Origin of the sequence: Xanthomonas sp. WHRI 10204 (assembly GCF_040202875.1) — a bacterium.
Lineage (GTDB): Bacteria > Pseudomonadota > Gammaproteobacteria > Xanthomonadales > Xanthomonadaceae > Xanthomonas.
Map to the genome: position 1 here is coordinate 604,720 of NZ_JBEGDW010000002.1, position 20,569 is coordinate 625,288.

General features: G+C 61.3%; 15 protein-coding genes and 1 pseudogene. 8 read left to right on the forward strand and 8 right to left on the reverse strand.

Translation table 11 applies throughout. From position 1 onward, the window contains the following. Positions 1 to 263 precede the first annotated feature (263 nt). Positions 264 to 437 (forward strand): annotated as a pseudogene (locus tag ABQZ00_RS23845) (transposase); the annotation flags it as partial. Between the two features lie 129 nt (positions 438 to 566). On the opposite strand, the gene ABQZ00_RS13385 reads toward ABQZ00_RS23845, so the two are convergent. Then, positions 567 to 860: a hypothetical protein gene (locus tag ABQZ00_RS13385; protein WP_055845404.1), complete on the reverse strand. Its 294-nt coding sequence runs from the start codon at positions 858 to 860 to the stop codon at positions 567 to 569. Between the two features lie 298 nt (positions 861 to 1,158). Here ABQZ00_RS13385 and ABQZ00_RS13390 point away from each other — a divergent pair, with 298 nt between their 5' ends. Then, positions 1,159 to 3,423, forward strand: coding sequence for a methyl-accepting chemotaxis protein (locus ABQZ00_RS13390; RefSeq protein ID WP_323538102.1), 2,265 nt, complete (start codon positions 1,159 to 1,161; stop codon positions 3,421 to 3,423). 108 nt (positions 3,424 to 3,531) lie between these two features. On the opposite strand, the gene ABQZ00_RS13395 is transcribed toward ABQZ00_RS13390, so the two are convergent. The 6 genes from ABQZ00_RS13395 to ABQZ00_RS13420 form a co-directional block, all read right to left on the reverse strand. Further along, positions 3,532 to 4,656, reverse strand: a complete 1,125-nt coding sequence (locus ABQZ00_RS13395; RefSeq protein WP_323538101.1) for an aminotransferase class I/II-fold pyridoxal phosphate-dependent enzyme — start codon at positions 4,654 to 4,656, stop codon at positions 3,532 to 3,534. A 13-nt stretch (positions 4,657 to 4,669) separates the two neighbouring features. After that, positions 4,670 to 5,461, reverse strand: a complete 792-nt coding sequence (locus ABQZ00_RS13400) for an SDR family oxidoreductase (RefSeq protein ID WP_323538100.1) — start codon at positions 5,459 to 5,461, stop codon at positions 4,670 to 4,672. Further along, positions 5,458 to 6,714, reverse strand: a complete 1,257-nt coding sequence (locus tag ABQZ00_RS13405) for an aminotransferase class V-fold PLP-dependent enzyme (RefSeq protein WP_323538099.1) — start codon at positions 6,712 to 6,714, stop codon at positions 5,458 to 5,460. Before ABQZ00_RS13405 ends, ABQZ00_RS13400 begins: the two co-directional genes overlap by 4 nt. Before the next feature lie 27 nt (positions 6,715 to 6,741). Continuing rightward, positions 6,742 to 8,199: an FAD-dependent oxidoreductase gene (locus ABQZ00_RS13410; RefSeq protein WP_323538098.1), complete on the reverse strand. Its 1,458-nt coding sequence runs from the start codon at positions 8,197 to 8,199 to the stop codon at positions 6,742 to 6,744. Between the two features lie 85 nt (positions 8,200 to 8,284). Further along, on the reverse strand, positions 8,285 to 9,457 hold the full coding sequence (locus ABQZ00_RS13415) for a tryptophan 2,3-dioxygenase family protein (RefSeq protein WP_323538097.1): 1,173 nt from the start codon (positions 9,455 to 9,457) through the stop codon (positions 8,285 to 8,287). Continuing rightward, the gene (locus ABQZ00_RS13420; protein WP_115553301.1) at positions 9,450 to 9,980 is read right to left on the reverse strand and encodes a VOC family protein; all 531 of its coding nucleotides are present in this window, start codon (positions 9,978 to 9,980) and stop codon (positions 9,450 to 9,452) included. Before ABQZ00_RS13420 ends, ABQZ00_RS13415 begins: the two co-directional genes overlap by 8 nt. Before the next feature lie 1,505 nt (positions 9,981 to 11,485). On the opposite strand from ABQZ00_RS13420, the gene ABQZ00_RS13425 reads away from it, so the two are divergent. From ABQZ00_RS13425 to ABQZ00_RS13450, 6 genes are all read left to right on the forward strand, one after another. Beyond that, on the forward strand, positions 11,486 to 12,190 hold the full coding sequence (locus ABQZ00_RS13425; RefSeq protein WP_323536124.1) for a YaaW family protein: 705 nt from the start codon (positions 11,486 to 11,488) through the stop codon (positions 12,188 to 12,190). Beyond that, positions 12,181 to 13,149, forward strand: a complete 969-nt coding sequence (locus tag ABQZ00_RS13430; RefSeq protein ID WP_323536125.1) for a flagellar hook assembly protein FlgD — start codon at positions 12,181 to 12,183, stop codon at positions 13,147 to 13,149. The genes ABQZ00_RS13425 and ABQZ00_RS13430 overlap by 10 nt, the downstream gene beginning before the upstream one ends. Before the next feature lie 136 nt (positions 13,150 to 13,285). After that, complete coding sequence (locus ABQZ00_RS13435) at positions 13,286 to 14,119, forward strand: M15 family metallopeptidase (RefSeq protein WP_323538096.1); 834 nt, start codon at positions 13,286 to 13,288, stop codon at positions 14,117 to 14,119. A gap of 67 nt (positions 14,120 to 14,186) precedes the next feature. Then, positions 14,187 to 15,875, forward strand: coding sequence for a YadA-like family protein (locus tag ABQZ00_RS13440; protein WP_323538095.1), 1,689 nt, complete (start codon positions 14,187 to 14,189; stop codon positions 15,873 to 15,875). Positions 15,876 to 16,009: 134 nt separating this feature from the next. Beyond that, positions 16,010 to 16,486 (forward strand): GIY-YIG nuclease family protein, encoded by a 477-nt coding sequence (locus ABQZ00_RS13445; RefSeq protein ID WP_323538094.1) that lies wholly within the window; start codon positions 16,010 to 16,012, stop codon positions 16,484 to 16,486. Positions 16,487 to 16,736: 250 nt separating this feature from the next. After that, positions 16,737 to 17,438: a hypothetical protein gene (locus ABQZ00_RS13450; RefSeq protein WP_323538093.1), complete on the forward strand. Its 702-nt coding sequence runs from the start codon at positions 16,737 to 16,739 to the stop codon at positions 17,436 to 17,438. Positions 17,439 to 17,514: 76 nt separating this feature from the next. Here the strand turns inward: ABQZ00_RS13450 and mobF are convergent, their stop codons facing one another. Then, a complete protein-coding gene (gene mobF, locus ABQZ00_RS13455; protein WP_323538092.1) occupies positions 17,515 to 20,427 on the reverse strand; it encodes a MobF family relaxase in 2,913 nt (970 codons plus the stop codon). Positions 20,428 to 20,569 lie beyond the last annotated feature (142 nt).

Consider the following 20,569-nt stretch of genomic DNA (forward strand, 5'->3'; position numbering starts at 1 on the left):
TGTCTTTCCACACTGCGCTGTTGGCGCTTGCATGGCGACTGATCTTCCGCACGCGAAGCGAGCTGCGTGAACAGCGACAACAATGACTGACTGATGACACCCAACAAAGACCGTACGACAGCCTGGGCGAGCCAACATCTGCCATTTTTTGTCATCACGATTGACCGCAGGCGCCCTATTTTGGCTGCACTGAAGTGCGCGGGCCACAGAGACGTTGCGTCACAGCAGTTGCTTGGGCTGCTTGTGCAGCCCCCTCGATGCCAGGACGCCCTGGTCGTCAGCCGTACGCACTAATGAGGATGCTGCGGATTGATCTGCTGCAGTATTGGGACGCCTTGAGCGACCCGCAGTGGACGAAACGCTGCACGCGCACCAATCCCGCGGCATTGTGCCAAGCTCAAGCCCACGACGCGCGTCATCTCGGCCGTGGCATTTGAACTTCAAGCATCCCGCAGGTTGTGCGGAGCTTTCTGTATCGGGGCAAGCAAGCAGGCGTCACGGAGATACACCGCTCTCCGTCTGTTGCTTTGCGTTTTCTACGGCTGCGAGAACGCTCGACCGCGGATCTATTGCCTATCCACATCGCGCGGAAAATAGCGACGAAACTTTTCTTCCCAGGCCTGGAATTGTTCCAGCGTGTACTCATCCATTGGCCGTTCCACCGAGGCGACTGCCTTGTTCTGTGCAACGATCGCGATCCGCTGAGACGACAGTTCGTCCCAGGCCTTCCGCAAGGCCGCCGGATCGGGATGCGACACCAGCATGGCTTCCAGCAGCGTGGCCTGCGCAACACGCGCGGCCAGCAGGTCGCTGAGCGCATCGGTCACTGCGCGCATCCATTCCTCGTTACGAGTGTCCATTCCAAGCGTACCGCGAGCATTGAGAGTGCCGCAGCGTAGCGCCTGTACGTCAACGGCAATGTGCAGTGCGCCTGATCAGTCACCGGCCGCGCAATGGCATGGGCGATGAACACCAGAAATCCAGCGCATTGTCAGTCGGTTTTTCCCTGACAGCGCGGGGCAAATACCGGCTAAACGCGAGCTCGGCCGCAGGATTTCAGTTCTGTGGTGGTTGGTCGCTAACCCGTTGCCGAGCCATCACGCGTACTTCACGCGCCCGCGGGTCGGTGCCTTCTTTATGGACACCAGGACCACCCACATGACTGCTTATTTGCAACGCTATAACGTCGGCCGCCGCCTAGGCGCTGCATTTGGAATCCTGATCTTGCTGTCGAGCCTGCTCGTGGCGATCGGCCTGGTCACCATGGCCAACGCCAAGCAGCAATTGGACTTTATCGTTCTGGATCGCATGGCCAAGATCCAGATCGGCAACGGCATGCTGGACGCGAACTCCACAATTTTGATCGCGCTGGGCACGTACGCGATGGCAACCAGCGCGGAGCTCGACGCCGAAGCGCTGGCGACCATCAAGGAGCAACGCCAGCGCTACAGCGACCTGCGCGCCAAGCTCGACACGCTGCCCAGCTCGGAGGAAGGCCGCAAGATTCGCGCAGTGCTGGACGAGCGGCGCACGATCTCGGCCAAGATCAACGACGAGGTCATGAAACTGGCGGCCGCAGACGACAATGCACCGGCGCAGGCGCTACTGAGTGCGAAGGCACGCCCTGCCACCATGGCGTGGCAGGACAAGATCCGCGAGCTGGTCACCCGCCAGGAAGATCAGAGCCATCAGGCCTACACCGAAGCGGTTGCGTCGATGAAACGCGGCAAGCTGCTGATCAGCCTGGGCGGCATCGCTGTTGTGGCGATCAGCAGCCTGCTGGCCTGGCTCATCACCCGCAGCCTGACCCAGCCGCTCGCGCGTGCGACCAAGGCAGCCGAGGCCATCGCCAATGGTCAGTTGGATAACAACGTCCAGACCGATGCAAAAGACGAAACCGGCCGCCTGCTGCGCGCCATGAGCGGCATGCAGACACAGCTGCAAGCCTTGCTCAGCGCCCAGGGCGACATGGCCAAGCGCCACAACGATGGGCAGATCAGCTTCCGTATCGATGCCAACGCATTTCCCGGCGACTACGGCCGCATGGCGCAGGACACCAATACCCTGGTTGCCTCGCATCTGGCCGTGCAGACCACGCTCGCGCGCATCATGGGCCGCTATGCCATCGGCGACCTGAGCGAGAGCATGGACGCGCTGCCCGGCGAAAAAGCCGTACTCACCCAGACCATGAACGAGGTCAAGGCCAACCTGTCGGCGATGAATACCGAGATCAAGCAGCTGGCGCAGTCGGCGGCCAACGGCGATTTCAGCGCGCGCGGCGATGCCGACCGCTTCCAGTACGACTTCCACATCATGGTCGACAGCCTCAACCAGCTGATGGCTACCGCCGATGGCAATCTGCAATCGCTGTCGTCGCTGCTGCAATCCATCGCCGCAGGCGATCTGACCGCACGCATGAGCGGCGACTTCAAGGGGGTGTTCGCACAGATGCGCGACGACGCCAACGCTACCGCCACACAGCTGGCCGAAATTGTCGGGCGCATCCAGCACTCGGCGGTGTCGATCAATTCGGCGGCCAGCGAAATTGCCGCCGGCAATCAGGATCTGTCGCAACGTACCGAGCAGCAGGCCGCTAACCTGGAAGAAACCGCCGCATCGATGGAAGAACTCACCTCCACCGTGCGCCAGAACGCCGAACATGCGCGCCAGGCCAATCAGCTGGCGATCGGTGCTGCTAGCGTCGCCTCACAGGGCGGCGACATCGTCAGCAAGGTCGTGGGCACCATGACCGGCATCGAAGCCTCGTCCAAGAAGATCGCCGACATCATCAGCGTCATCGACGGCATCTCCTTCCAGACCAATATCCTGGCACTCAACGCAGCGGTCGAAGCCGCACGCGCCGGCGAACAAGGCCGCGGTTTTGCGGTGGTCGCCAGCGAAGTGCGCACCCTCGCCCAGCGCTCCACCGCTGCGGCCAAGGAGATCAAGAGCCTGATCGACGATTCGGTCGAGCGTGTGGCCGAAGGGTCGGCACTGGTGCACAGCGCCGGCACCACGATGGCCGAGATCGTGGCCAGCGTGCAGCGCGTCACCGACATCATGGGCGAGATTTCCGCCGCCTCGCAGGAGCAGTCGGCCGGTATCGAACAGGTCAACCTCACTGTCACCCAGATGGACGAAACCACGCAGCAAAATGCCGCGCTGGTGGAAGAAGCCACCGCCGCCGCTCGCTCGATGGAAGAGCAGGCCGTGCAGCTCAGGCAGGCGGTGTCGATCTTCAAGATCGAAGCCGAACGCCCGTCGGTTGTGCGCGCAGCTGCACCGACCGTGTTGCATCCCAAGAAGCCGGCCGGCGTTGCCGCAGCAAACCCACGCGTTGCCGCGACATCGATCAAGCGTCCGGCCAGACCGGCGGTGGTCGCCAGCGCGTCCAGCAATGGCGCGGATTGGCAAGAGTTCTAAGCCGGCGTTTTTAGCAAGAAATGGCGCAATACGAAGGCCGGCTGCGTGAGCAGCCGGCCTTCTGCATTGCACCCGATTACCCTCCAATCAATAATGACGAGACAAAGATCAGCTCCATTCGGCCAGCAACTGCGCCATCCGCGCCAGACCCAGCTCCAGTTCCGCAGGCGACACACCGCCCGCCCCCAACCGCAGGTGCTGCGGGCATGCATACGCACCACCGGACATCACAAATGTCTTGAACGGCGGCGCAAGCAACCGGCGACTGAAGGCATCGGCGTCGATCGGCAAGTCGAGATGTGCAAGACCGAGCAGGCCTGCCTGCGGCCGCTGCCATGTCAGTGCCGGCTGCTCGGCGACAAAGCGATCCAGTAGATCGATCCGCGCGCGCCCCATCGCACGCGAGTGCTCGACCGTCGCATCGAAATGTTCCGGTCGCAGCGCGACCTCGGCAATGCGCTCCCCCAGCACGTTCATGATCTCGCTGGTGTTTTCGCGCAGTACCATCGCCGCATTGAGCAAGGCTTGGTCGCGCGTCACCATCCAGCCGGTCCGCAAGCCCTGCAGGCCGAGCAGCTTCGACACGCTGCCGGTACTCACTCCGCGGTCGTAAAGGGTTGCGATGCGTGGGGTCTCTTGCCGATCCCACTCCAGACCGCGATAGACCTCGTCGGAAAGGATGTAGGCCCCCACGCGCTCTGCCGCAGCCACAATGCGCTGCAGCGTCGCCAGGTTCTCCACGCGTCCAGTCGGATTGTTGGGATTGCACAGGAAGATGAGCTTGGTCTTGGGCGTGACCAACGCTTCGAGCTGGTCGATATCCAACGCCCAGTTGGATGCCTCCGAACGCGTCACCAACTTGGGCACCGCACCGATTTGCTGTGCCAGCACCAGCGGTTGCTGCCACCCCGGCGCATCGATGACGAACTCATCGCCAGCAGCGAGCAACTGCGTCAGCACCAAATAATTCGCCTCCTGCGCGCCGGCGGTGATCAGCACATCCTGCAACCCGCACGTGCTGGCATACCCATACTGCGCCAGCACCCGTTCGCGCAGCAGTGGCAAGCCTTGATAGTCCTCGCCGGTCCAATCCAGCGACTGCGCAGGATCCAGCTGCGCCAGATAGCGCTGCAATGGCGGCGAAGGCGACAACGAATAGGTGATGCAGGCATCGGGCTTGGCACGATGCGCGGTGAGCCATTGCTCCCAAAAACTGTTCGACGGCACAGGCATGCGTAAGACTCCCTTATCCCATGACGGCCGGGCACACGCCCAGCCCAAGCGAAGCATCGATCACCGCGCCACGTAAAATGCGTGCCTCATCGCGGCACAGGTAAAAGCACAGGTCGGCAATCTCCCGCGGCGCGATCAACCGCCCGCCGGGCAGCGATGCTTCAAGCGCCTGGCGTTGTTCGGCCGACAATGCATTCAAGGTACTGGCCTGAAACATCGGCGTATCGGTGGCGCCAGGACAGACAGTGAAGACATCGATACCTGTGCAGGCGTAGGTGGCCGCAAGTTGCCGCCCCAGAAACGCCACCGCCGCCTTGCTCATGCCATCGGCAGCGCGAAAGCGCGGAAAGTGCGTGATTCCGCCGTCCACCGAACTCATGAACACGATCTTGCCGTGTCCGCGCGCCAGCATGCTCGGGATAACATCCTCGCTGAGCCACAGCGGCCCCAGCGTATTGACCCGGAAAAACACCTCGTCCTGTTCCTTGTAGCTGGCCGCCGCACGTTCAACGGTCTTGGTGCCGACGCCAGCGTTATGGATCACGATGTCCAGCGGCAAAGACAGTACCTGCATCAGTTGCGCGTGGCTCTGCTGGTCGCCCACATCCAGCTCCAATGCGTGCACGTACTCATCGCCGACCTCATCGAGCAGCGCCTGCGCCCGTTGCCGGCTCTCCTCCCCCGGGCGGTAGGTAAAGCTCACCCTGTAACCGGCCTGCGCAAAAACATGCACCAGCTCGATGCCGATGCCTCCTGCACCGCCGGTAATCAGCACATGTTGACGATCGATCCCGATTACATTCATCGCGCAACTCCCGCAGTGACGGCCTGCATCAGCGCATCTCGTTCGTCCAGCGCAGCAAAGGCGCCTTGCAACGCATCGCCCAGTCGGACCACATCCTCCATCGCGGCATAGACCTGCATGGAAACGCGCAGCACGTAGCTCGCGTTGTCTGGCCACGCGTTCACTGCCACGTCGATGGCATGGGTGTCGTACAGCCAGTCCTGTAGCGCAGCCGCATCGGGATACGCCGCGCAGATGCGAGGTGGCAGCGAGAACGCCACCATGCTCCCCAGGTGTCCGTCGGAGGCCAGGCGTTTCAGCGGCAATCGCGCCGTCAGGTAGTGCGCACAGCGCAGCGCCAACGCATGGTGATGTGCGAACACTGCAGGCAGGCCGCCAGGCAGCACGTTCTGCAGGAAAACGATCGCTTCGGGAATGCACAGCAGCGGCGTCGGGTCGGAGGTACCCAGCCAGTCGAATTCCAGATGAAGGCGCGGGCGAGCGCTGCTGCTGTCGCCGTAGCCGCGACTGATCACCGGCGGATGCACGCCCGCCTGACGATCGCGACGCACATGCAAAAATCCCGCACCACGCGGGCTGCATAGCCATTTATGGCAATCGCCCGCGTAATACGCCGCTCCGATCGCCTGCACATCCAACGGCAACATGCCTGGTGCATGCGCACCATCGACCACTGTATCGATGCCACGTTCGGCCAGCGCCGCGACCAGGGCTTCGATCGGAAATACGATCCCGGTCGGGCTGGTGACGTGATCCAACACGGCAAGCCGCGTGCGCGGCGTGACTCGTTCCAGCACGGCCTGCACGACATGCTGCAAGTCCGACACCGGCACGGCGACCTGCGCAACCACCACGGTGGCCCCGGTGTTGCCGGAGACAAAGTCGAGCAAGTTGCGTGCAGACAAATACGCATGGTTGGTGGTCAGAATCTCGTCGTCGGGCCCAAAAGAACGCGAGCGCAGCACCGCGCTCAATGCGGTGGTCACATTGGGCAGCAACACCAGATCGACTGGATCGGCGCCGATGACCCCAGCCAGCGCCTCGCGTGAGGCATCCAGTAAGCGCGGTAAATCGCGCAGGATGAACACAGACGGCAGCCGCTCGATCTGCGCACGAAACGCCGTCTGGCGTTCCAGTACAGCGTTGGGGCATGCCCCCAGCATGCCGTGATTGAGACAGGCGACGCCTGGATCGAGCGAAAAACGCTGCTTCATCCGCACAGCCGGTGCGTCGGATTCCCACGGTGATTGCATCAGACACGTCCTCTCGGCAACGGCAGATCAGGAAACAAGGGTGGGCTCGGCCGCGACTCGGTGCTGAGCGATCAGCTGCAGCAGCGCCTCTCGCGAAGGTGCGGCCGGCGGTGGCACGGGAGGTGTCGCGGCAAGACTGCGCACCCGCATTACGACGTCATGCCGATTAAAAATTGCAGAAGGGTCTTCAAGCATTCCCGTGCGCCGCGCCAATGCATGCCAGACCACTGCATCATGGCGCGCAGCGGCAGCGATGTGCGGCAAACCGATCGCATCCAGGTGATGAAATGCAGGCGGTTCGCCGGCCCACAGCGCGCTGCGTGTGCGGTCTTGTGCCACGCTATCGACGTACCAGGGCCGCACAAGACGCTCTGCAAGCGCGTCGGCATCGGTGGCAAACCGCAGCGGGTCATCCAGTCCTTCGCGACGCGCAAGATCGGCGACGGCATATGCGTAGCGCATCGCCAAGGACATACCGCGCGTATAGGTCGGATTGGTGGTGCACAACGCATCGCCGACCGCGATGGTCGCAGCCACTGTCGGCGTGCCACTCGCCACCGCAGACCGATAGCGGTTTTCGCACACTGGCCAGCGCAGCACCTCCGATACCGGCTCGCAGACGCCAGCGTCGAGCCAGGGCGCGATACCGGCGTGTGCGCATGCGGCTGCAGTGAACACCGCTGGCTCAACCATGGCATGCCATGCGCTATCGCCATGCGGTGCCATCAGCGTGATGGAGACATAGCCGTTATCGGCGGGACACACGATGCAGCCACTGGACGCGGCATAGCCACCCACCGAAAAACCCGCAGTGAGTTGCACGTTAGGCCGCTGCCGGCAGCGATACCACCGCGTGAAATATGCGAGCCCGCAGTTGTCCACCAAGGTATCGGGCGTCTGCACACCGGCCTGTCGCAACCATTTGCCGAACGCCGAGCCACGACCCAGCGCATCGATGGTCAGCGCCGCGCGCAGCTCACCGCGCGAGCTGCACACCCCTTCCACCAGTGGACTGTCGTCGGCGCGAACCAGCAGCCCGTGAACGCTGGTCGCGTCGTGCAGCGTGATGTTCGGCTCTGCCAGCACCACCGCACGAACGACGTCCTCGATCAACGAGCGGCGCGTCGACAGACCGAACAACTCGGGATCATCGTTGCGAGGCACAGCGCCACCTGGCGCAAGCGTTGCGCCGAACGGCATCTCGACCGCGCCGGCATCCAGCAACGCCTGCCAGATATCCGGCGCGCGTTCGCGCAACACCTGCCGCCCCAGCGCGGCCAGCGCATGCGTATGACGCGCGTGCGGCACGCCTTTGCGCCACCAGCGCTGCGTGGGCAGATGGGCATCGCGCGCCAGCGATGACCCGCCGACGACCCCGTCGCGTTCAAGCACGGTCACTTGGTAGCCGTGTCTGGCAAACGCCAGTGCGCTCATCAAGCCGGCGATGCTGCCGCCGACCACCAGCACCTGCGACGTATCGGTCATGGCGCACACCCTGCGTCCGCATTGATCAGGCATGGCGACAGGTCGTACGCAAACGGCAAACGGGTGGCGACAGCAAATCCCGGCATCATCGGCCGCCCTCCATCGCGAATCCATACCTGTCCGGGTTGTCGAGCACAGGCACGCTGGAGGTGCGCAGCAACAACGAGCGCGCCGTCCACAGTTCGGCAAAAATTCGGTAGCGCAGCGCGGTCTGATCCAGGTAGTCCACACCGGCGGAACCGCCCGTACCAACGCGACGGCCGATGAAGCGCTCCACCATGCGCGCATGCCGCTGCCGCCAGATCAACATCGCCTGTTCCAGCTCGACCACGCTTTCCAGCAGTTCGCGCGGCCACGCAAGCTGCGGCAGCTCACGATGACTTTCGACAAACACCAAGGCCACACGTACTGCACGGTGTGCGTCGTGGGCGGGCGCGTCGAGCTGCGCGTGCTCGTCTGCCAGCAGGAAGGCCTGGGCGCTCTCGTCTTCCGCCGCATGCCGCGCACGCAGCCGCTGCAGCTCTTCCATGCTGCTGCCACGCTCGGCGGCCAGACGCCAGCGACGCTCGCTGTCGGCGCGCATCGCCTGGATGTAGCGACGTGCGAAGCGCTCCTTCGCTGTCGGCGTCGTGGCGCCATCGATCGGTAGCCGAGCCAGCCATGCATACAGACACTGCTTGAGGGATGGGCCGGCCTTGGCGCGTGCTTCGACACGTTGCGCAGCAGTCGAGGGACTGCCATCCGGCAGTTTGAGCGCATCGCGATAGGAGCCCGCGCCGATGGAAATACGTTGTGCATCTTCAAGACCCAACAGGATCTCGATCTCGCGCAGTTGCGCCGATTGAAACCCGCTGGCTGGCGTCAACCGCTCGCGAAACTCCAGAAAGTCGCGCGCCGTCATCGTCTCCATCAGTCGAAAATGCTGATTCGCCTGCTCGAATACCGTGATTGCACGACGGAGCGAACGCACCCCGGCAACCACCTGATGCCCGGCCACGTCCGGTGCATTGAGCATGTCACGGGTCAAGGTCAACTCGCGCAGCACCAGCTTGAACCACAGCTCGTGGACCTGGTGCACGCTGATGAACAAGGCCTCGTCGTTGCTGACCGCCGACTCATCGTCGTCAAGTCCTCCCTGCAGGGCCAGCAGCTGCTCGACCTTGATGTAGTCCCAGTAGTTCGCCGTGACCGCCCGCGCGCCTTTTTGGTGCTGCGATGCCAGGTCGGGCTCTGCACTCAACCGGCCAGCATCATCCAAGCAAATGCTCCCTTTTCAATTGCGTCCACGCGGCGAGATTGGCGTAAGCCATCTTCTCCAGATCGTCCCAGATGGCCGTTTGCGCCACCTCCGGCTTGACGATCAGCTCCAGGCGATGCCCATTCGGGTCGCGGAAGTACCACGACTTGGCCAATTCGGCATGCCGTCCATCTCCGGCCACGTCATGGATCACCGGCCCCTCCACCTCGACGCCGCTGTCGCGCAAGCGGGCGCAGAGTGCGTCGGCCCGCTCGCTGTCGCGTACTTCAAGGGCAAGATGCTGCGCCCAGTCCTCCTCGACCGGCACCAGCGGCAGCGCACTACCAAGCACCTCGAAGAAACAGATATAGCTGCCATCTTCCATTTCAAAGAAGACATTATTGTTGGTGGCCTTCAGACCACTGGAAGGAACGTGGTCAATCAATGCCGCCGCAAACTTCAAACCCAGGGTATCGACATAGAAACCCACTGTTTCTGCCGCATCCCGGCAGCGATAACCTACATGATGAAGTTTACTCAACATACCGCACTCCCATATTCCGCCCATAGAAATTCGACTTCCAATTAAATGAAAGGTCTTCAATACATATTTTCTAGCCAGCGACAACACGCAGCCACGCTTGCGCACAGCTTGATATAGCGACTGCAGCTATCGGACGCAGTTACCCCTTACAGCCCATCCACCGGCGATGCTGGCGAAGAGCCGACTGGCTGCAAGCGTTCTCATCCACAACGAGATGGAACTTAACACTTATAGCGGGAGATTTTTAGTAATACCTAAACGATTTTTCGAAGGCATTTGCAATCGATCGCGAGTTTTTCCGAGGGCGCCGTAGATCGCTACCGATGGGAAAATTCAATTTTTCACGAGAGTTGCAGGTGAGCACGCAGATCCGTCGAGACATGCATCACAAAGTGGTCCTCTGCAGATCTTCCGAAGATCATCGGAGGTACCTGCAAAAACTTCGAGATTTACATCAATTTCTCGAGACAGATCTCATTCCAGCATAATCACCACATGGTTACTTAAGCGGAACCATTATCTATCCCAGATTTCGCGGCAGCCATAAAGAGGCGTGGACTGTCACTGAGATGACATCCTGGAAGCGGATGCATGGCTACTTCACCAGACGACCTCCGCACAAGAATCGACTACGCGTGGCCACGACACCCCGCACGACCATCGCAAGCGGCGCTGGCTCGATTTGCAGCGGATGTCCCACACGGAGCCCGGGCACCCAACCCGCGGCTCTGACCCCATCGGCAACGCTCCGCTTGTGCGTCTGCCCAAGCGTCCAGCGCTGCACCCTGGATCGCGGTTCCGGCCCGCTCGGCTTAAACTTGTCGTCCCCCCGGTCGACCCGACCGCCGCAACCGCCGTACGCGGCGCACCGCAGGCCATTGCCGCACGCCCTGCACGCCATCGCCTGCCCGCCCCTCACCGCGCCCAGATTTCGGAAGACGTTTCTTGCAAAGCACTGACACCAAAGACAAATCCAAGCCCAGCAGCGGGGCTCCCGAGCACACCCCGCTGATGCGCCATCACGGGCGTATGTTTTCATCTATATGTTTTTATAGGGTATTTTCCGAAGAATTACCCACTGAGGGCCAACATCGCTACATCAGCGCTACATGACCCGTTGAACCCTGACGCGACTCAGAAGCCTGGCCTTGGGGTCTTGTCCCGACGTCGTCAGGACACCCAAGTAGCAATCGCTGGACGCGTTAGGGAGTGAATCCGTTTCATGCTGAGCATCCGCTCGGGCTGACCAAGATCCTGACAACGGCGCCGGCGCTCGGCCCCCGGGCACTCTGCCTCGACTCACATCATCGCCCGCCCCTCGATCTTCATGGCCGAGAAGCGCTGCACGCGCTTTTTCCAGTGACCGAACTTCCGATCTCTTTCAATGCGACTCCAAGGACCGACACTACGGCGGCTTTGGTTAGAATCCGGTTCGAGGGGCCGATTGTTGATCGAGCCCTGACGCCAAGAGACAGACGGGTTAGGCAGCCCATACAGGGGAAAACATGGATTTCAGCGTTCCACGAAACCGGCCATTGGCCGAGCTTCTTTCTCAAGCCGGCAGTGAAGATCTGGACGTCCTGGCTGACTTGATCACCGACAAGGGCAAGGGACGGCTAGCGCTCGACTCTGGCATCAAGGCGCTCATCGTCAAGCGAAAGGCCGAAGGGGCCCTTCAGTCGATTGCTGATGTCCTGGAAAAGGAGATCTGCGACTTCGGCGGCAACACCCTGATGAACACCTACCGATCCTCCGGGGTCGAATACCCGGAGCTAGCCAAAGACGTTGCTAAAAAGCTGGGTAGCAAGATCCCAGAGGGCGCCGACGTCTATGCTCTCGAAGAGTTGGCCCTTGCGGGAGCCATCGGGAAATATTCGCCCGAGGATGCAACTGCAGAGGGCGCTGGCGAGACCACGCCAAACTCGGTCATCGACAAGGTGGTGCAACAACTAGTTCAGAACGCAGGGACGGCAGCAGGCTTGGCCTCCGCTGGCGGGGCCGCAGGCTTTGCATCCGCTTTGGGCGCTCGTGCGGCATCGTTTGTCGCGGGCCCTGTCGCTGTTGGGGCCGCGGGATACTCGCTCTATGAAGCAACAGGCCCAGCATTCCGCATCACAGTCCCGGCTGTTCTCCAGATCGCCAAGATTCGTCGCAAGCGGATTGACGCCGATTTCCAACACTATTCTGAGAGGCTGAAAGCATGTCTGTGATCAATGCAGAGCTGGCGCGTGATCTGCCCAAGCTCCAAGACATCCTTGCGCGTGTCGCCTCTGGAGAGCTGAACGTTTTTGGCGGCGTGGTGCGACACGCCGCGGGAACTGGAAAGGGGGGCCAGATCGCCGCGCACCTTGTATTCCCAAGCGACCCGCAGCAGGCCCAACAGAGCATTTCCCAGCTGCAGGCCGCCATGCAACAAAGCATGGGCAACCTTCAAGGCGGCATTGATGCCCTCCAGCAGAGCATGGGTTCACTTCAAGCACTACAGATGGCCAACCTCGCCATGGCTGGCCTGAATCTGGCTGTCACGACCGCTGGCTTCGTCATCGTCTGTAAGAAGCTCAACAAGATCAGCGGCCAGATCGAAGCCCAGTCTGCCGGCATTGCCAAGACACTTCAGTTGGTCAGCGAGGCTCATGAGCGCAGCTTGCTGATGGATGAGGCAAAATTCCGTGGCTTGGTGCTCGCGTGCCAACAGCACTTTGAGGAGGGCGACACCGAGCTGCTCAAGCACAAGCTTCAGGACTTCCATGAGCAATACCAGTTCACCAAGCTAGTGTTGCAACGCCACGCCGTCAAAGCAGCAAGCAACGTGGACCGCCTGATTGACATCCAAGTGCTCCAAGACCGCCTGGTAAACCTTGGCTTATTCCTCGCCCATGTTCAAACCAAGGTGGGTGCTCGTAAGCGCGGCCAAGAAACTCTTCAGAACCTTGCTCAAGACCTGGGTGAGCTCAATGGGAATCGCGTCAAGGCCCTGACCTCTGATCGCGATCTTTCGTTCCGCATCACCGAAGACCAGCTGAGCAACGTGGTTTCGTTCATTAAAAATGGAACGCAGGCCATCCCAGCCCTGACGTATCAAGCCGATCTCCTCGCGATCGAACACTTCGATACCGATGCCGTAAACGAGGCCTCCATGGCAGGCGAGATCGTGGTGATCGCGGCATAACTTCCTGGATTGACTTTCAATCTTTGCATGCTAATGGTTGAGCGAGGCCGGGTTTCTGACTCTTTCCCCGCCTCACTAAGCCCACGGCGACAGGTCTCCTCCCCCGGTTTGCCGGGGGCTTTTTGTATTCAGGCGCTTGCGCTTTCCTGAAAACCCACTACCCCTGAAAGCATCGATTGATCTTTTCTGGGAGGAAAGCATGCGCTTTGGTTTTAGAACCCTTTTCACCTTGGCGGCCCTACTGACATTATTGCTGACCGGTTGTTCAACCATCCAAAGCACTTCTGCCCCACCACCGAATAACCCTCAGACTCGGACCACCCCCACCCACCGCGGCGCCGTTTATCGCTTTTTCCACCCCAAGCAGGAACGGGTCTGGAAAGGGGTTTCGCCATCGTTGCGTGAGAAAGTAGAAGCCGTTCGGGACCAACTGGCGAAGGAAGGATTTGACGTGCGGCCGGTGGAGGGGTATCGAAGCCCCGAGCGCCAAGCCGCTTTGCTGGCCGAGGCCAGCGGTGTGACAAGCGTGGGTGCGTGGTCCTCCTGCCACAACTACGGCCTGGCTTTGGACGCAGCCGTTTTCGTCGACAACGAACCCAGCTGGAACCTTGAAAATCCGCACGTCATGGCCGGCTACTTGCGCTTCGGGGAGCTATCAGAAATCGTGGGGTTGAACTGGGGTGGGCGATGGACCAGCCCCAAGGACTACCCGCACGTGGAACTGAAAGCCGAATGCGGGCAAGCAAAGTGGGCCTATCGCCAGGGCCGAAAGCTTCCCACTTTCGAAGTGGTGGACGAGGAACCCTCTTCGTATCTGCTTGCCCAAGCATTGACACCGAGCTGGTGCCCTCCCGGCGCGGGTTGGGCGTGTGCGGCTTGGGGACTCGACAAGCCTTTGGCATGGAATTGGACCACGCCTGCTCGGGTTTGTCTGGCAACCTTTCCTAACAACTCAAAAAATATCAGCTGATCATCTTGCGCAAATGAAATCGCCTGCTATGGATTTAAGTATTAATCCATAACTCGGGAGGGTTTTCATGCCTGCATGCCGTTTTTCTATTTTAACCGCAGTGGTCAGCGCTGCTTTGTTTGCGTCCTCGCTCTATGCGCAAACCGCCACCGGCTCGGGAGCCACGGCTTCCGGGCCGAACGCTACGGCCACAGGGGAACAATCCCAAGCTTCTGGCCCCAACTCCACCGCGACGGGGGCTTACGCCACCGCAACTGGTAATGGAGCCGTGGCGACCGGTGTCCAAGCCAATACCTCCGGTGACAACGCGCAAGCCTCCGGCACCAATGCCCAGGCTTCGGGCCAGAACTCGGTGGCCATTGGTCAGGCCGCGAATGCGGCGGCAGTGAGCACTATTGCCATCGGCACTTCGAGCTTTGCTGGTGGCGAAGACGCGGTAGCAGTTGGAGCACAAGCCGTCGCGACCGGTGTTAAATCTTTGGCTCAAGGGGTTCAAGCGCAAGCCAGCGGCGACTTATCTATGTCTCTGGGCTACTTCAGCCGATCACGGGGCAATGCATCGATTGCTCAAGGCAGCTCGGCAGAGGCAAATGCTGACCATGCCGTCGCCATTGGCACTTCTGCCGTTGCAGATGCATTTCAGTCGCTAGCATTGGGCGTTGGGGCTGAGGCCCGCGCTCAGGATTGTGTCGCCCTGGGCTCTCATAGCCGTTGCTGGGCGACTGATGAGGTCAGCCTGGGCGACGTCTCGTCGACGGGGCAAAGCACCCGCCGGGTCACCAATCTTCGAGCAGGAACGTCGGACACGGATGCGGCAAACCTGGGCCAGGTGAGGACGGCGGTTCAATCCCTCGGCGGGGGCGCTACCTTCGTTAACGGCAACTTCGTGGCGCCGATCTACCAGTTTCGCAGCGGTGCGACTCACCAAACGGTTGGCGCCGCGCTCGATGATCTCGATGGTCGAGTCACTGCTATTGAACAAACCCCGGGTAGCGGCTCTGGCACTCCCGGGCCACGCGGCGCAGACGGTCTGAGCGCTTACGAGGTCGCGTTGACCAACGGCTTCCAAGGCAACGAAAGCGATTGGCTGGCGAGCCTGAAGGGCGAGTCCGGCGCGCAGGGGCCGGCCGGCAACGATGGCGTGGACGGAACCGCAGGCACCGGTTCCGGCTCGGTGGCCAAGGCGGGCAAAAACGTTGAGGTCACCACCAACGCGGACGGTAGCCAAACCGTTTCAGTCAGCGACAACGTGCAGCTTTCGGACGCTGGATCTGTCCAGGTCGGCGCGACCACGGTCAACGCCCAAGGCGTCTCCATTCAAGGGGGCCCCTCGGTCACCAATGCGGGGATCAATGCAGGCAATCAACGCATGAGCAACGTTCAAGCAGGCCGGGTCGAGCGTGGCTCGACGGACGCGGTCAACGGCGGTCAACTCTGGGACGCGCAGCAAGCCTGGAACGACCGCTGGACGGACACCGACCGCCGCGTGCGTCATCAGGACCGTCGCATCAATGCGTTGGGAGCACAGCTCGGCGCAATGAGCCAAATGGCGACAGCTGCAGCGCAGAACGGCGGAACGGCGGTGGGCCAAGTCAACCTCAACATGGGCGTCGGCTTCTCTGGGGGCGAGGCGGCAGTGAGCATTGGCTGGGGGGCCCGTATCTCCGAGCGCACCAGCGTTTCTGCCGGCCTGTCTTTCGGCTCAGGGAACAAGCCGGTGGCCGGGTTTGGGGTGAGCATCAACTTGGGGCGTTAAAGCATTCCGTAGCAGCGAGAGGAGGTGGTCTGTATCTCGGCAAGGGCCCTTCGGGGCCCTTGTTCGTCGGTGGACCTTGACGAACTGAGTTTCTCTTCTATGGGTATATAGGAATACTCATTTATGGAGGACCCTTGATCTGGAAACGCAATCAAAAATACCTGCCCCGCCCTCGGCACCTCTACGGCCTGTTCTTTAACAATGGGTGTTGCTACGTGGGGCAAACCGTGGACTTGAATCAACGGGAGCAGCAGCACCGGAGCCCCCGTGGGGGATGGCAAGGCAAACCGTTCTCCTTTGTCCCCCTGGGCGTCACGACGGGCACCCAAGCCGACGCCGAGTTGCACGAATACGCGTGGCGCTACAAGGCGTTTCATAAAGGCTGGCGGATCTACGCCAAGCCCCCGGGCGTCCTCATCCGGGATCCCCGTCGGCGGACGACATGGGAAATGAAAAACCTGGCACATGGATTTGTCTGGCCAGCAAACGCTCCAGCGGCTGGAAGGCATGTGGCTACCAACGGCGGCCTCCTCTGGGCTGGATTCAAATGGCTGTTTCTCTACCCAACGTTCGTGATGCTGGTTGTGCTGGCCACGCGATCGTCGCTTTAGGCACCCAGGAGGGCACAACCCGCGTGCCTGATGGAGGAGCCGGCTAACCGGCTCTAGGGACTGCACTTGCGGACTGAGCTGGCGCGGAGTAGGATTTTAAGTAGGCGCCCGCCTAAGCTTTGGACCGCTTGAAGAAGGCAGCTGTTGAGACATGTAGTTCCGCTTTTGATCTCCCTATCCTTCCCGGCATGCCGGCTGCTCGATAGGCGACAAAAGGTCCAGCGCACCGAGCAGTTACGAGAGCATACCGATGAAATCCTTTATCAGTTCTGCCGCTTTTGCGGCTTCCCAGAGCATGTCTCACGCGGGCCACGTGATCAAACGCTCCCACCTCGTGGAAGTGATCTCGGCCATGTTGGGCTACCGTAGCTTTGCCGCGCTTTGCGTCGAAGAGTCGGACAGTTCTCTCGAGAATCACTTGGCCGACGCAGAGCTTTACGTGCTCAACATGCCGTTGGCCGAGGACCGTGCGAACAAGCTGGGTGTGCCGCGGTCGCTGGATGCGTGTAAGGCCGCTGTTATGTCGACCTTCCCCGTTCCCGTCTATGACGGCATCGATGAGTTCTGGGATAGCCACGCACGCGAGCTGCTCGAAGGGGAAATCGCAGATGGCGAAAACACGGCCGCCGCCATGGCCGGTTGCAATGCAGCTTTCCCCGACTCCCCCGACCTTGAACCGCCAGAAGACAGCGGCGACCTTTGGGCAAGCACTGATAGGTGGGCCATCGAGGCGAGTGGCACCATGAGTGGCGAGTATGACCCTGACGGTGACCGGATGTTCAACGGGCACACGTTGGAGGTGTGGGGTGAGCTCTCCTACATAAAAGCGGGTCGATCCGGGCTAATTTTTGAAGAAAGCAAGGAGGACGCAGCGTTGGACGACGATTGGCGTGATGACGATTCTGACGATCTAGACGTGCAGTTCGCCGAGCGTATGGAAAGGAACGCCTAGCCGTTTCACACCAGCTTGGCCGTTCACGGCCAAGCTGGCTATTCGAGTTGGGCTGGTGACTGAGTTGGTGGCGTCGTTAACGCACCATGCCCTGCTGGGAACGTTTGCTTGAATGCACATAGTCCACAGGCAGCGCCCGTGACGTCGCTCGGCGTCCCGCCAGATCCAATACCTCCAGCACTCGGCGTGCCTTTCGCTCGCCGTCACTCTTTGCCCGTCGTGTTTCTGGCCCTTCTTTGTGCTCGTGGAATAGCGCATCGAGCTTGCTTTGAAGCACCCCGACCTGTGCCCCGGGACGCTGGGCTGGCGGGATGGCCGCCGGCCGCTCCTTGACCCCGGCATCGAGCACGGTTGCCTTCAATCGCTCCAACCCCAACCGGGTATTGAGCTGCTCCACGTCGTCGTAGGTGCCATACAGCTTGTAGCTGCCTTTCGTTAGCCTGGTGAAGGCCACCAACGACGACGCGTTGTCCATCATCCCCAGGTTCATGAGGTGGAACACCTCTCGCTTCCCGGCACCCTGCGATTTATGGATGGTCATCGCATAATCGTGGACCAGAGCCTTGTGCTCGTGAGTGTTCCACACCACCTTGCGCCCATTCTCCTTCGGGTTTTCTGACCGCAGCATGCCGGTGATGTCGTAGCCACCCCTTCGTGACGGCTTGATGGACTGAATCGTGGCTTGGGTTCCGTTGACCACCCCCATCTGCTTGCTTTTCGAGGTGAACATGATCCGATCCCCCTTCACCAGGGCCAAGTCGAACTTGCGACCATTGACGCGCCCCTCGACCACCACCTCGTCTGTGCCGATCTCGCCACGCTCCTTCAAGCCTTGGCGAATGCCTGCGTTGAGAGCGCTCACCTCGGCCCGACTGTGCGCCAGCACCAGCTTGTCGTCCGGCGCGGCGGGGTTCTTGAAGAAGTCGTTCACCAGGCGCTCGATGGACTTCTCTTGGGAGTGCGCTTCCACGATGGAGTCCAACAACCGCTCCTTCTGCTTATCGCCCATCTCCAAGGTTTCGCGCCGGCTGCGGGTGCCCTGCTTCAGATCTATCACCTTGCCGTTCTCGTCCCGAGCATAGAATCCCATCGCCGTCTCGCGGTCCTCCTGCCGCGCCTGCCGGCGAATCTCGGTCAACTTCACGTCGCCCACCGCCTGCTTGGTGAGCTGAAAGCCGGACCCGGCCCCGATGGGCTGCAGCTGCTCTGCGTCGCCCTGGAGGATGACCTTGGCCTTCGCTTTCTCGGCATGGGCCAACAAGGCCCGAGTGTCGCGGGTATCCACCATGCCCGCTTCATCGATCACGATCACGTCGTTGGGCTGAAGCAAGCGCTTCCCCTCATCCAAATCGAACAGCATCTGGGCCATAGACGTGGAGGGCATCCCCGATTCCGCCTCAAGCTTCTGGGCGGCCTTGTTCGACACACACACCCCCAGGAGCACCATGCCTTCGGATTCCAGGGCCTCCTTGTAGAGCTCCGAAATCGTGGTCTTGCCCGTGCCTGCCAGGCCGCTCAAGTTCGCTACTCCACCACTGCCGCGGCAGATGTGGTTCACGGCCACTCGCTGCTCTTGCGACAGTTGGAAGCCCTTGGCCTGTTCGTAGTCCGCGATGACACGCTTCACGGTCTCCGGGCTGGCGTGGTGCTGGGTCTCATTGGCACGGCGGTTGGCAATGCCCACCACCGCCTGCTCCGCTTCCAGCATCCGTGGGGCGCAGAACCGATCCTCGGTGTGCTTGCGGGCCAGCGTCAGCCCCCGGTCTTCGTCTGCCAGGCGCTCGGCGTTGACCAGCACCAGGCCATTGTCTTGCTTGAACCGTTCAATGCGGGCATCGAGCCCGGCCGCGTCCAACTTGCCCGCGTATTCCATCCCCAGCACCCGCACCAGATCAATGCCGTTGAACACCGCCTCGTTCTGATGCAGCAGCTCCAGCAACTCGGCGTCGCTCTTGTGCTCCACTGCGTCCAGATTGCCCTGCGCTGCTTTCAACGTTTCCGGGGTCAGCTCAAAGCCCTTCAACGTCTCCTGCCAGTGCTCCACCAGCTCGGCATACGTGGGCTCGTGCTTGTGCTTGCGGGTGGCCTTGTTCGCCTGCTGGTTGGTGACCCCATGCTGTTCTGCGTATTCGAGCAGGGCCTTCCGGCGCTTGCTGAAGTGGTCGATGACGTCCTGGTCGATGCCGGCCAGGCGTGCGTAGGATCGGTTGGTTTCCTTGCCGTCGTCGTCCAGCTCCCGGACGTGCTCGACCTGGTAGCCCAAGTCCTGAAGGTTCTTGTAGAGCTCCAGCTTGTAGATTTCGTCCATGGCCCGGGCATGCCGGTAGATTTCGACGGCATCGAAGGTCGATTCCTTGCCGTCCTCGCCCAACGCCACCCCGTAGACCAGGTGGTGGGTGTGGAGATCCATGTCCAGGTCTCGCCCGGCAAAGTGCTGGTGGCTGGACCACACCAAGCCGCTGACGCCGATCACGTCTTTGCCGCCTTTCCCGCGGCGGGTCTCGACCATCGATTCCAGCCGGTTCATCACCGTTGCAGAAGCGGCCTGGTGCGCCTTGAGCACGGCATCGCGCTTTTCGGGCGACTCCATCGCAAACAGGATCCCCACGTCCTTGGGCGCCGACACCGTGACGTCGTAGCCGACCCGGTGACCACCGACGACAACAACCTCGGGCTTGCCCTGGGCATCCATGACGGGATCCCCGTTCTTGTCCACCTTTGGCCGCACCCTCCCCTTGTGCCCTGCGTTCTGGCAAAGCGCCCTTCCCGTCACTGGGTCGAAGCCCGCGGCCAGCTTGGTCATGCGCTCGCGTGTCACCGTCGAAGAGAGAAGATTGAGGTGAGCCGCCATCTTGCCGCCCCACGCCATGGCCTCCTTCGCATGGCCATCCTTGTTGAGGTAATACTCGGTGGCCATCAGGTATTCGACGACGGCTGCGCCGGACTTGCTGTCCTTGCCTTGGGCGGTCAATGGGGTGACGTTGATCATGGGGGCCTCCTGTCGGGTTGCTTATAAACCCATAACAGAAGGTCAGCGCTTGGCAAGGGCAACATTTAACGTCTGTCCATCGAGCCAAAGAAAGTCCCCTTGAAAGCACGCTCCCCAAGCCGCATAGACATCTAGCACCGAA

What these genes read in the sequence shown, in the direction of transcription:
- ABQZ00_RS13385 (WP_055845404.1), bottom strand. Translation starts at nt 860, where the DNA reads ATGGACACTCGTAACGAGGAATGGATGCGCGCAGTGACCGATGCGCTC.
- ABQZ00_RS13390 (WP_323538102.1), top strand. Translation starts at nt 1,159, where the DNA reads ATGACTGCTTATTTGCAACGCTATAACGTCGGCCGCCGCCTAGGCGCT.
- ABQZ00_RS13395 (WP_323538101.1), bottom strand. Translation starts at nt 4,656, where the DNA reads ATGCCTGTGCCGTCGAACAGTTTTTGGGAGCAATGGCTCACCGCGCAT.
- ABQZ00_RS13400 (WP_323538100.1), bottom strand. Translation starts at nt 5,461, where the DNA reads ATGAATGTAATCGGGATCGATCGTCAACATGTGCTGATTACCGGCGGT.
- ABQZ00_RS13405 (WP_323538099.1), bottom strand. Translation starts at nt 6,714, where the DNA reads ATGCAATCACCGTGGGAATCCGACGCACCGGCTGTGCGGATGAAGCAG.
- ABQZ00_RS13410 (WP_323538098.1), bottom strand. Translation starts at nt 8,199, where the DNA reads ATGACCGATACGTCGCAGGTGCTGGTGGTCGGCGGCAGCATCGCCGGC.
- ABQZ00_RS13420 (WP_115553301.1), bottom strand. Translation starts at nt 9,980, where the DNA reads ATGTTGAGTAAACTTCATCATGTAGGTTATCGCTGCCGGGATGCGGCA.
- ABQZ00_RS13425 (WP_323536124.1), top strand. Translation starts at nt 11,486, where the DNA reads ATGGATTTCAGCGTTCCACGAAACCGGCCATTGGCCGAGCTTCTTTCT.
- ABQZ00_RS13430 (WP_323536125.1), top strand. Translation starts at nt 12,181, where the DNA reads ATGTCTGTGATCAATGCAGAGCTGGCGCGTGATCTGCCCAAGCTCCAA.
- ABQZ00_RS13440 (WP_323538095.1), top strand. Translation starts at nt 14,187, where the DNA reads ATGCCTGCATGCCGTTTTTCTATTTTAACCGCAGTGGTCAGCGCTGCT.
- ABQZ00_RS13450 (WP_323538093.1), top strand. Translation starts at nt 16,737, where the DNA reads ATGAAATCCTTTATCAGTTCTGCCGCTTTTGCGGCTTCCCAGAGCATG.
- mobF (WP_323538092.1), bottom strand. Translation starts at nt 20,427, where the DNA reads ATGATCAACGTCACCCCATTGACCGCCCAAGGCAAGGACAGCAAGTCC.